Origin of the sequence: Aeromonas media (genome assembly GCF_000819985.1) — a bacterium.
GTDB lineage: Bacteria > Pseudomonadota > Gammaproteobacteria > Enterobacterales > Aeromonadaceae > Aeromonas > Aeromonas media.
Map to the genome: position 1 here is coordinate 1 of NZ_CDBZ01000079.1, position 10,436 is coordinate 10,436.

Below are 10,436 nucleotides of genomic sequence, written 5' to 3' on the forward strand. Positions count from 1 at the left end.
CCTACTACGTCAGCGCCCTCTTTGCCGGCCCCGGTGCCCCCGCCTAGCAAGCCATCTACCCCCTGCTCGGCAGCGCCACCCTGGCGCTGCTGCTCTCCGGCACGTTCGCCTATCTGTGGCTGCGCGCCACCACGCCCCCGGGCCGGGCCCTGGCGGTCAGCCTGCTCTACCTGATCCTGCCCTATCACCTGGCCATGGATCTCTACGCCCGCTTCGCCCTGGCGGAGTTCTGGGCCTTCGCCTGGGCGCCGCTGATCCTGCTTGGCCAGGATCTCGCCCATCGCGGCCTGCGCCAGGGCCTGCCCCTGCTGATCCTGGGTCTGGCGCTGCTGGCCTTCTCCCACCTGCCCAGCCTGCTGCTGATGATGGGGTTGGTCAGCGTGCGCGCCCTCTGGCTCTCCTGGCGTGTACGGGATCTGCACCCCTGCTGGATAGCTCTGGGAGCCCAGGGACTGGGGCTCTGCATGGCGGCCGCCCTGCTGCTGCCCGCCCTGGCGGATCAGGGGGCCATCTCCATGGAGCTGATGCGCGGCGGCATGTTCGACTTTCGGCGCAACTTCCTCGACCGCCTGCCCTCGGGCTGGGGAGACTGGCGCTTTCGTGGGCACCTGGCGTGGCAGAGCCTGCTGACCCTGGCCCTGCTGCTCATCGCCTGGGCCGCCGCCCGCGAGCCGCGCCACCCCGAGCTCCTGTGCTGGGGAGCGCTCGGGGTGGGGGCCTTCCTGATGATGCTGCCCGTGAGCCAGCCGCTCTGGAGCCTGCTGCCCCCCCTGCAACGGGTGCAGTTTCCCTGGCGACTCAATCTTATCCTCACCCTGGCCACGGTCGCCGTGGTTGCCTTGGGTACCCCCACGCACCGCCCCTGGCAATGGTTCTGGTGGGGAACACTCCTGCTGACCCTGATCACCACCCTCGCCTACGTCCGTCACGCCCCCCTCACCCAGGCCCCCACCCGGGAGGCCATGACGTTCGAGTTCGACAGCAAGCGCAGCGCCCGGGAGTACAGGCCAAGGCAGGTGCCGGGGGGCATGTTCGCCCCGACCCTGCTCGCCTGGAAGGACGAGTTCCAGCCCCCGGTGAGCGCCGATCCCCCGGGCGCCAGCTGGACGTTGCACCGCTGGCAACCCAGGGCCCTGACCCTGGCGGTGACGGCGACCGTGCCGACCCGGCTGGTCCTGCACCAGTACCATTACCCCGGCTGGCAGGCCTGGCTCGACGAACGCCTGATGCTGACGGTGGGCGCCAACCCCCAAGGGTTGATGCAGCTCTGGGTGCCGGCGGGCAGCCACAGTCTCACCCTCAGGTTGACCGCGCGCTGGCCCGAGCGGGCAGGCAATGCCCTCTCCCTGCTCGGGTGGCTGGGCTGGCTCCTGCTTCTGTGCCACCACCGGGCATACCGTCCGGTGCGCTGAGCCCTTCGCAGATCTGACCTCAGGGCCCGGGCCAGGATAGACCTGCTCAAGCCTGCCAAAACTGATAGACTCAACACTTGCCTCTTTTCCCGGCCCTGCCACGACTCGGATACCCTATGCCCCAAGCCACAACCCTCTCTCCCCGCTTCCTGTTCATCCTGCTCGGCGCCCTGGCGGGCCTGACCCCGCTCGCGGTGGACATGTACCTGCCCGCCATTCCGGCCATCGCCCGGGACTTGGCCACCAGCATCGATGGGGCCCAACTCACCATCAGCGCCTTTCTGGGCGGCTTCGCTATCGGCCAGCTGTTTTACGGGCCGCTCGCCGACAGCTTCGGCCGCAAGCCGGTGATCCTGGCGGGGCTGACGATGTTCGCCGTGGCCTCCGTGGGCTGCGCCCTGGCGGATTCCTTGCCGGAGCTGCTGGCCTGGCGGATGCTGCAGGCCGCCGGCGGGGCGGCGGGATCCGTGGTGGTCAATGCCCTGCTGCGAGATCTGTTCGAGAAGGATGCGTTTTCCCGGGCCATGTCCTTCGTCATCCTGGTGATGACGCTCGCCCCTCTTGTCGCACCCGTGGTGGGCGGCTACATCAGCGCCCATGCCGACTGGCGGGTGATCTTCTGGCTGCTGGTGGGCATCAGCCTGCTCATCTGCGTGGTGATGCAGTGGAAGATCCAGGAGACCCTGAAACCTGAACACAGGCAGCCCCTCAAGCTCGGCCAGGTGCTACGCAACTACTGGGGAGTGCTCTCCCACCGCGGCGCCATGGGCTATGTGCTGTGCGGTGCCCTGTCGAGCTCGGGCATGTTTGCCTTTATCAGCGCCTCCCCTTACGTCTATATCGAGTATTTCAAGGTGCCGACCGAGCATTACGGCTGGCTGTTTGGCCTCAATATCCTACTGATGATGGTGGTCACCTTCGTCAACAGCCGCCTGGTCAAGGGGGTGGGCGCAGAGCGCATGCTGCAATACGGTCTGATGGTGCTGCCCTGCGCCGGGGCCCTGCTCATCTACAACGCCTGGAGCCAGACCGGCGGCCTGTGGGGCATCGTTATCCCGGTGGTACTGTTCGTCGGTCACATCAGCCTGGTGGGGGCCAACGCCATGACCGGCCTGATGGGCCACTTCCCCCAGTCAGCGGGTACCGCCTCGGCGCTCGCGGGCACCCTGCGCTTTGGCATCGGCGCCGTGGTGGGGATCCTGGTCAACCTCAACCCGCCCGAGTCGCCACTGCCCATGGCGATGGCCATCGCCGCCTGTGGCCTGGGCTCGGCGCTCTGCTACTGGCTGCTCACCGGCAAGCGTGCCGGGGCGGCCTGACGCTCCCTTCGGCTCAGGTTAGCCTGACACGAAAAAGCCCTGTCCACCGGACAGGGCTTTTTGCATCAGGGGCGCGGCCCTCAGGCGTCTGCCTCCAAGCCGCTGCGGGCCAGGATCTCGCTCTCCACACCATCCAGGCTCAGCTGGTTCTTCTTGCGCCAGTAGGCCTCTATGCCCTCCTTGCCCTGGCGCGCCGACCAGTTGGCGAGATCCTCCCTGTCCCCCTGATAGTCAAACAGGGGCACCGACATGCCGCAGGAGGTCTGGACCCGTTCAATGTCGAGCAGGAAGATCTGGCGGGCCGCCACGCTGGCCGGGAAGCGCGCCAGCGCCGCCTCCCAGTCAGGGTCGCCCCGGTGCAGCACCCGCGCCTGGCCATAGGCCCGCAGTATCATGGGCGCCCCCTCGAAGGCGCAGAACATCACCGTCATGCGCGGGTTCTGCAACACATGGGCCGCCGACTCGTTGCCGCTGCCGGTCAGGTTGAGCCAGGCCAGGGTATGGGCATCGAGGATGCGCAACGAATCCCCTCCCTTGGGGGAGAGGTTGACCGTGCCCTCACCCGCCGCCGTGCCGACAAAATAGATTTTCTGCGCCTCGATAAAGGCCACGTGGCGCGGCGAGAGCGCCTCGAACAGTTGTCCCATCATCCCTTCCTTTGCAATGTCCATGGCGCTCAGAACAGGGCGCTGTTGAGCCACAGATGCGCCCCTATGCTGACCATATAACCAAGGAGAATGGCGGGCAACCACTTGAGGTGGCCGACGAAGGTATAGATGCCACGGGCCTGGCCCATCAGGGCCACCCCGGCGGCGGAGCCGATGGAGAGCAGGCTGCCCCCCACGCCCGTGGTCAGGCTCACCAGCAGCCACTGCCCCGTGCTCATCTGCGGCTCCATCGACAACACGGCAAACATCACCGGAATGTTGTCGATGACGGAGGAGAGCAGGCCGATGACCACATTGGCCTGGGTCGGATCCCCCTGGTAGAGGAACTGGGATGCCAGCGCCAGATACCCCATGAAGCCGAGCCCGCCGACGCACATCACCACCCCGTAGAAGAAGAGCAAGGTGTCCCACTCCGCCTTGGCAATCTTGTTGAACACGTCGAACGGCACTATGGAGCCGAGGCGCAGCAGGCGCGCATGGTCGCCGGCACGCTCGTAGAGGGCACGCTCCCGCGCCAGGATGCCGCGCTGCGTCTTGCGCAGGTAGAAACCGAAGAATTGCAGATAACCCAGCCCCGTCATCATGCCAAGCACCGGGGGCAGGTGCAGGAAGTGATGGCAGGCGACGGCGGTCCCTATGGTGAGGAGGAAGAGCAGCACTATGGTGACGGCCCCGCGCCTGAGCACCACCTCCTCATCGAGCACCCTGGGGGCATGGCGCGGCACCATCAGACTCATCAGGCTGGCCGGGATCAGGAAGTTGAGCAGAGCGGGGATGAAGAGCGCAAAAAACTGGCCGAACGGTACCTTGCCTGCCTGCCACACCATCAGGGTGGTGATGTCGCCGAAAGGACTGAAGGCGCCGCCGGCATTGGCCGCCACCACTATGTTGATGCAGGCGAGGTTGATGAAGCGGCGATCCCCGTTGGCCACATTGAGCACCACGGTACACATCAGGAGCGCCGTGGTGAGATTGTCCACCACGGGGGAGATGAAGAAGGCCAGAAATCCCGTGAGCCAGAACAGGGTGCGCAGGCTGAGCCCCGCCCGCACCAGGCGGGCGCGCAGGGCGGCAAACAGCAACCTGTCCTCCATAGCGTTGATGTAGGTCATGGCAACCAGCAGGAACAGCATCAGCTCGGCATACTCCAGCAGGTTTTGCCGAAACCCCTCGTGTGCCAGGGGGCTCTGTCCCTGCCCGGCATAGACGACGCCAATGGCTATCCAGATGATGCCGGCGGCGATCAGCACCGGCTTGGATTTGCGCAGCTTGAGGTACTCTTCGGCCATCACCAGGAGATAGGCGAGCACGAAGATGACGAGGGCGAAGAGGCCGACGCCGGTGTGCGTCAGGGAAAGGGGGCCGCCATCGGCCAGGGCGGGGCCGCAGAACAGGCAGAGCCCGGGCAAGGGGGCAAGGCGTGAGGATCCAGACATGGGTGCGCTTCTCTTGAGAACCGTCTGGCATTGAGGCTAGCAGCGAACCGGGAAGTCACCGCCATCCCGACCCTGAGGCCGGACCGCCCGCCTCGGGGCAGGCGGCGCGGCCCGAACAGGGGACGTCAGGGGGTCTTCTTGCCGAAACCGGACTGCTTGAGGGTGTAGCCGGCACTGTTTTGCCAGGCATCCAGCCCGCTTCTGTTGTTGCCCGCCACCAGGCTGGCGGCCAGGCTCGGGCTGTTGAACAGCTGATCGGCGCCGAACACGAAGCCCCCCTCGGTTCGGGGGATGAGCACCCCCTTGGCCAGCAACTCCTGGCGCAGCTCAATCACCGCCTCGCGCAAGGAGGCGGCATCCTCCCCGTTGGCGGTGGAGCCCGCCTGCACCATGAAGCCGGGATTCTGCCGCTTGCCCACCGGATAACCATGGGCTTCGGCCCCCTTGCCGTTGAAGTGGTAGAGCTCGCGCTCGCCGGGCTTGTTGTCGGAGAGCGCCTTTTGCAGGGTCATCAGCTCGTTGTAGATATCGATGGGGACCACGGCAGCCTGCTTGGCCCCCTTGCTGTCGACGATAAAACTGACTTGCTTGTGTAACATCCTTGCTCATCCTGTGACCCATGGAAGCCCCTATTCTAACCACCTCTGGCGAGCGGGATCCAGCGAGGATCCTCATCCCTTTTGCAGGCGCGATCACTAACTGGCATAGTGGCTGACATTGTGAAAGCCATTGGCCATCAACCGGTTATCCCATGCTGAACCTGCACAACCTCAGTAAACGCTTCGCCAGCGGCGGCGAGACGCTCCCCCTGTTCGAGGGGCTGGATCTTCAGCTCTCCCCCGGCGAAACCTGTCTGCTGCTGGGGCAGAGCGGCTGTGGCAAATCCACCCTGCTCAACCTCATCGCGGGTCTCATTGCCCCGGACGAGGGGGAGATCTGGCTGGGGGAGACCCGGCTCGACACTCTGCCTGCAGACGAGCGAGCCCGCTTGCGTGGCCGGCATTTTGGCATCGTCTATCAGGACTTCAACCTGCTGCCGACCCTGACCGTTGAGGAGAACCTTCGCCTGCCGCTGGAGATAAACCACCTGCCCCGCGACATGGCACGCCTCGCTGCCCTGCTGGAGCGCCTTGGGATGAGCCACAAGCGCCACGCCTGGCCGGAGCAGCTCTCCGGCGGCCAGCGCCAGCGGGTGGCCCTGGCCCGCGCCCTCATTCACAAGCCCCAGTGGCTACTGGCGGACGAGCCCACCGGAAGCCTCGATGAGCACAACGCCGAGCAGGTGATGGCACTGATGATGGCGGCAGTGCGCGATACCGGCGCCGGCCTCCTGCTGGTGAGTCACAACCCGGGCTATGGCGCACTTGCGGATCGGGTGCTGCGCCTGGAAGGGGGGCAACTGGTCGAGCTCAAGGGGCGCCACCATGGCTAACCTCTGCCACGGAGGTCGCTGATGCTGCCCCTGAAGGCGCTGCTGCGCCTCTATCGCGCCCACCCCTGGCTGCTCTTGATGAGCCTGGCCGGGCTGATGCTGGGGGTCACCCTGGTGGTGGCCATCGAGCTTCTGAACCACAGCGCCCGCACCAACTTCGTCGCCGCCCGCAGCCAGCTCGCGGGGGAAGCGAACTACCGGCTGGCCCCGAGCGGCGGTCTGGATGAACAGCTCTATGTGCACTTGGTGCGAAGCCAGCCGGCCCTTGATGCCATGCCAGAGCTGCACGCCTGGCTCAAGGACGAGCAGGGCCGCAGCTTCCAGTTGCTGGGGATGGATCTCTTCAACCCGGGACCCTTGCGCCGGCTCTTTGGCGAGCAACCGGGACACGAACCCGATTTCACCCTGAGCCGCGCCGACAGCGTCTGGCTCTCTGCCCCCGAGGCCAAACGCCTCGGCTGGTCGCCGGGGCAGTCTCGCCTCTTTGTGCTGGGCGATGAGGGACAGCGCCCCCTGACCCTGACCTTGGCGGGCACCTTCGAGCCCGGCGCCGTCCCCATGGAGCGGCTGCTGGTGACCGACATCGGCCTCGCCCAGCCCCTGCTTGGCAAGGAAGGCAGACTGGATCGCATCGTCTTCAAACTCAGTGAGCAAGAGGCCAATACCTTGCAAAGAGCCTTGCAGGCGGCCCTGCAATCCTATGCCCCCCATCAGCCCCTCTGGCTTGAGCCCATCAGCCCGGCGCTCGATGCCAGCCAGCTCGGGGATGCGCTGGCGCTGAACCTTACCGCCCTCTCCCTGCTCGCCATGGCGGTGGGATTGTTTTTGGTGTTCAACGCCCAGCGCTTCGTGCAGAGCGTGCGCCGCCCCCTGCTCGCCCAGCTCATCATCCTCGGGATGCCGCCGCGCCGGGTGCTGCGCTGGCTGACCCTGGAGATCCTGATCCTCGCCACCCTCGGCACTCTGCTCGGGCTGCTGCTGGGGAGCCTGCTGGCCCTCGCCCTGATGGGGCAGCTCACCCAGGCGCTGGCCGACCTTTATGGCCCCAACCCCATCGACCTGCTGCGCCTCTCCCCGACGAGCCTTGGCAAGGCGCTGGTGATTGGCCTTCTGGGGATGCTTGCCGCCAACCTGCCCGGCTGGTGGCAACTGCTGCGCCAATCCCCCCTTGTGCTGCGAGAGGGCAACAGTCGCCCACCGGCTCACCCCTGGCAACGCCGGGGCCTTGCCATCGCCATTCTGCTGCTGTGCGCCCTGTGTCTGTGGCAGCCAGAAACCGGCCTTGGCGGCGCCCTCTTCGTGGCCGGTGGCTGGCTGCTGGCCATGGCGCTCGCCCTGCCCGATGTGCTGCGCGCCGTGCTGGGCCGGCTGCGCCGACGCGAGCGCGGCTCCCTCAGCGCCCGGCTCGGGGTGGCCGAAACCCTCTATCACCTGGATCGCACCGCCATCGCGGTGATGGCGCTACAGCTTGCCATTGCGGCGGCCATCGGCATCGGCGTCATGGTGTCGAGCTTTCGCTCGAGCGTGGAGATCTGGCTCGGCCAGCGTCTGGCCGCCGATCTCTACGTCACCGCCCCCAAGGGGGTGGCAGGCAGCAGGGGCGCCCTCGGCGAGCAGACCCTCAACACCATTCTTGCCGCGCCGGACGTGCGCGCCGCCTCCCGCCGCGCCGTGCTCCCCGCCCGCTGGCAGGAGCAGCCCATCGAGTGGGCGCAGATGGACTTTATCCCCGAGCTCAAAGCCGCCTACCCCTTGCTCGCCGGGCGCTGGCCCGCTGCTCCCGACGAGGTGCTGGCGAGCGAACCGCTGACGGTACGCCTCGGGGTCAGGGTGGGCCAGCGCCTAGAGGTAACCAGCGAAGGGGGGCCGAGGGTTTTCACCGTCACCGGCGTCTATCAGGATTACGGCAGCGACAAGGGGCAGATACTGCACGCCTTCGAAGGGAGCAAGGTGCAATCCCTGGCCCTCTTCAGCCCGGATCCCGAGCACCTTGGTGACAGGCTCAGGAGCCAGTTTGGCGAGCAGGTGAACCTGTTGCCCGCCCCCGCCATCCACGCCGCCGCCCTCAGGGTGTTCGATCAGACCTTCGTGGTGACCGAACTATTGAAGTTGCTGATCCTGGGGATCGCCTTCGTCGGCATCGGCTCGGCCTTTATGGTGCTGGGGCTGGCCCGGCGCGGCGAGTTGCAGACCCTGCAAAGCCTTGGCCTGAGCCCGCGGCACTGCCGCCGGCTGCTGGTGTGGCAGGGGGCGGGCCTCGGGCTGCTCACCGCGCTGCTGGCACTGCCGGTGGGCTATGGCCTCGCCTGGGTGCTGATTGAGGTGGTCAACCCCCGCGCCTTTGGCTGGCGGCTGGCCTTCGAGGCCGCCCCCCTGCACGCCGTCACGGCGCTTCTGCTGGCGCCGGTGTGCGGGGCGCTGGCCTCCTGGTACGCCGCAAGGAGAGTGGTATGACATATCGGTTGGCGCTCTGGCTCAGCCATGGCTTGACGTCCCCATTGACCAGATCTCTGTCACCGCACTTGATTCAGCGCAGAGAAGCGCACAGAGCTGCCGCGAACCATCCCCTCTCCCTTCGGGAGAGGGCCAGGGTGAGGGGAATCTTGTCCTCTTGGCTTGCAGCCCTCTTGATCCCGCTTGTTGCCATAAGCGGCCACGCGCAGGCCAGCGATCTGGGGAGCATCCTGGGTGGCGGTAGTGATCACTTCAAAAAGGCCCTGCCGGGTCAGTCCATCCGCCTACCCGCGGATCACGCTGCCCACCCCGACTACCGCTCCGAGTGGTGGTATCTCACTGGCAACCTCAAAGACGAGCAAGGGCGCGGCTACGGCCTGCAGTGGACCCTGTTTCGCCAAGGCATTGAACAGGAGCTCACCTCGGAGAACCCCTGGCTCACCCCTCAACTCTGGTTGGCCCAGTTCGCCATCACGGATGTGAGCAAAGGCAGCCACCAGCAGGACGAGCGCACCAGCCGCCAGGGGCCAGGGCTCGCCGGTGCCAGCGGCGGTGAGTATTGGCTGAAAGAGTGGGTGCTTACCTCTCAAGGGGAATCGCTCTTTCCCGCCACCCTCAAGGTGCGGAGCAAGGCGGGGGATCTTGATGTGAAGGTGAGCGCCGCCAAGCCCGCGGTACTGCAAGGTAAAGCGGGTTTCAGCGAGAAGAGCCCGGGCAACGCCTCCTTCTACTACTCCTACCCGCGCCTGACCATCAGCGGCACCCTGATCTTGGATGGGGAGACCCGTAACGTCAGCGGTGAGGGCTGGTTTGATCACGAGTGGAGCAGCTCGGTATTGGCCCAGTGGCAATCGGGCTGGGACTGGTTTTCGCTGCAGTTTGAAGATGGCCGCGAGTTGATGCTGTTTCGCCTGCGCACCAAATCGGGACGCTCTGAGCCGGAGAACCGCTACGGCATCCTGATTGAACGAGACGGCAGCAGCCGGGTGCTGAATCCTGCGCAGATCCGCCTCACCCCCGGCAAGACCTGGCGCGGCCCCAAGGGGCAAGCCTACCCCATCGAGTGGCAGCTTAAGGCCGGGGATCTCAACCTCCGCATTCAGGCTCGACAGCCTAATCAGGCCATGACGGGACGCTTCGACTACTGGGAGGGGGCTGTGACTGTGGAGGGGGATGCCAAAGGGCTGGGCTATCTGGAGATGACGGGGTATTGAGCAAAGGGCCTGCCGCGTTTGTTCGCTTTCCCTTTTCTGCTTTATCTCTGTGGGGCAAACCCTGTCCCGCATTACAGTCTCGGCGATTCGGCGATTCGGCGGTTTTGGGGCGCCATCTCCATAACCCCTACGACAAACCGTCTGCCCTCCCCGATTTCTGATCCCCATCAAAAATACGTACCAAACCTCTCCCCAAGTAAAACGTTTCACTCAACAAGTGAAGCTGCACTTGGTACCCTACTCATACGACCCTAATAGCCCCAAAGGTAGCCAGGGAGTGATTATGGTTTAGTCCTATTCAATAAGGTTAACAACAGCACACAGGGAGCTGAAACCTTGTGCGGTAGCTATCGTTCTTATCAATTTACTGAAATATCAGAACATTAAACTTCAGTTAGGGAAGGTGCGAATAAGCGGGGAAATTCTTCTCGGCTGACTCAGTCATTTCATTTTTTCAGTTTGAGCCGATCTTTTCTCCCGTAAATGCCTTGAATCAGCCTA

9 protein-coding genes are annotated in these 10,436 nt (G+C 65.3%); 5 read left to right on the top strand and 4 right to left on the bottom strand.

Going from position 1 to position 10,436, the window contains the following annotated elements; genetic code table 11:
• A partial coding sequence (locus BN1127_RS22695; protein WP_231557449.1) for a hypothetical protein occupies nucleotides 1-188 on the bottom strand: 188 nt, incomplete at its 3' end.
• Nucleotides 189-194: 6 nt separating this feature from the next.
• Between BN1127_RS22695 and BN1127_RS06885 the strand changes: the two genes are divergently transcribed.
• Entirely contained in the window at nucleotides 195-1,412 is a 1,218-nt protein-coding gene (locus BN1127_RS06885) for a hypothetical protein (protein ID WP_231557450.1), read from the top strand.
• Nucleotides 1,413-1,528: 116 nt separating this feature from the next.
• Entirely contained in the window at nucleotides 1,529-2,731 is a 1,203-nt protein-coding gene (locus BN1127_RS06890) for a Bcr/CflA family multidrug efflux MFS transporter (RefSeq protein ID WP_005327414.1), read from the top strand.
• Nucleotides 2,732-2,811: 80 nt separating this feature from the next.
• On the opposite strand, the gene BN1127_RS06895 is transcribed toward BN1127_RS06890, so the two are convergent.
• The 3 genes from BN1127_RS06895 to BN1127_RS06905 all read right to left on the bottom strand — a co-directional run bounded on the left by BN1127_RS06895 (nucleotide 2,812) and on the right by BN1127_RS06905 (nucleotide 5,434).
• Nucleotides 2,812-3,378 (bottom strand): pyridoxamine 5'-phosphate oxidase family protein, encoded by a 567-nt coding sequence (locus BN1127_RS06895; RefSeq protein WP_042648955.1) that lies wholly within the window; start codon nucleotides 3,376-3,378, stop codon nucleotides 2,812-2,814.
• A gap of 29 nt (nucleotides 3,379-3,407) precedes the next feature.
• Nucleotides 3,408-4,835 (bottom strand): sodium:proton antiporter NhaD, encoded by a 1,428-nt coding sequence (gene nhaD, locus BN1127_RS06900; RefSeq protein ID WP_042648956.1) that lies wholly within the window; start codon nucleotides 4,833-4,835, stop codon nucleotides 3,408-3,410.
• A gap of 125 nt (nucleotides 4,836-4,960) precedes the next feature.
• Nucleotides 4,961-5,434, bottom strand: a complete 474-nt coding sequence (locus BN1127_RS06905; protein WP_042648957.1) for a DUF4357 domain-containing protein — start codon at nucleotides 5,432-5,434, stop codon at nucleotides 4,961-4,963.
• A 152-nt stretch (nucleotides 5,435-5,586) separates the two neighbouring features.
• Here BN1127_RS06905 and BN1127_RS06910 point away from each other — a divergent pair, with 152 nt between their 5' ends.
• The 3 genes from BN1127_RS06910 to BN1127_RS06920 all read left to right on the top strand — a co-directional run bounded on the left by BN1127_RS06910 (nucleotide 5,587) and on the right by BN1127_RS06920 (nucleotide 9,935).
• Complete coding sequence (locus BN1127_RS06910) at nucleotides 5,587-6,267, top strand: ABC transporter ATP-binding protein (protein WP_042648958.1); 681 nt, start codon at nucleotides 5,587-5,589, stop codon at nucleotides 6,265-6,267.
• Nucleotides 6,268-6,288: 21 nt separating this feature from the next.
• Complete coding sequence (locus BN1127_RS06915; protein WP_042648959.1) at nucleotides 6,289-8,721, top strand: ABC transporter permease; 2,433 nt, start codon at nucleotides 6,289-6,291, stop codon at nucleotides 8,719-8,721.
• A gap of 173 nt (nucleotides 8,722-8,894) precedes the next feature.
• Nucleotides 8,895-9,935 carry a lipocalin-like domain-containing protein gene (locus BN1127_RS06920; RefSeq protein ID WP_042648960.1) on the top strand — a complete coding sequence of 347 codons (1,041 nt, stop codon included), beginning with the start codon at nucleotides 8,895-8,897 and terminating at the stop codon, nucleotides 9,933-9,935.
• Nucleotides 9,936-10,436: the final 501 nt, after the last annotated feature.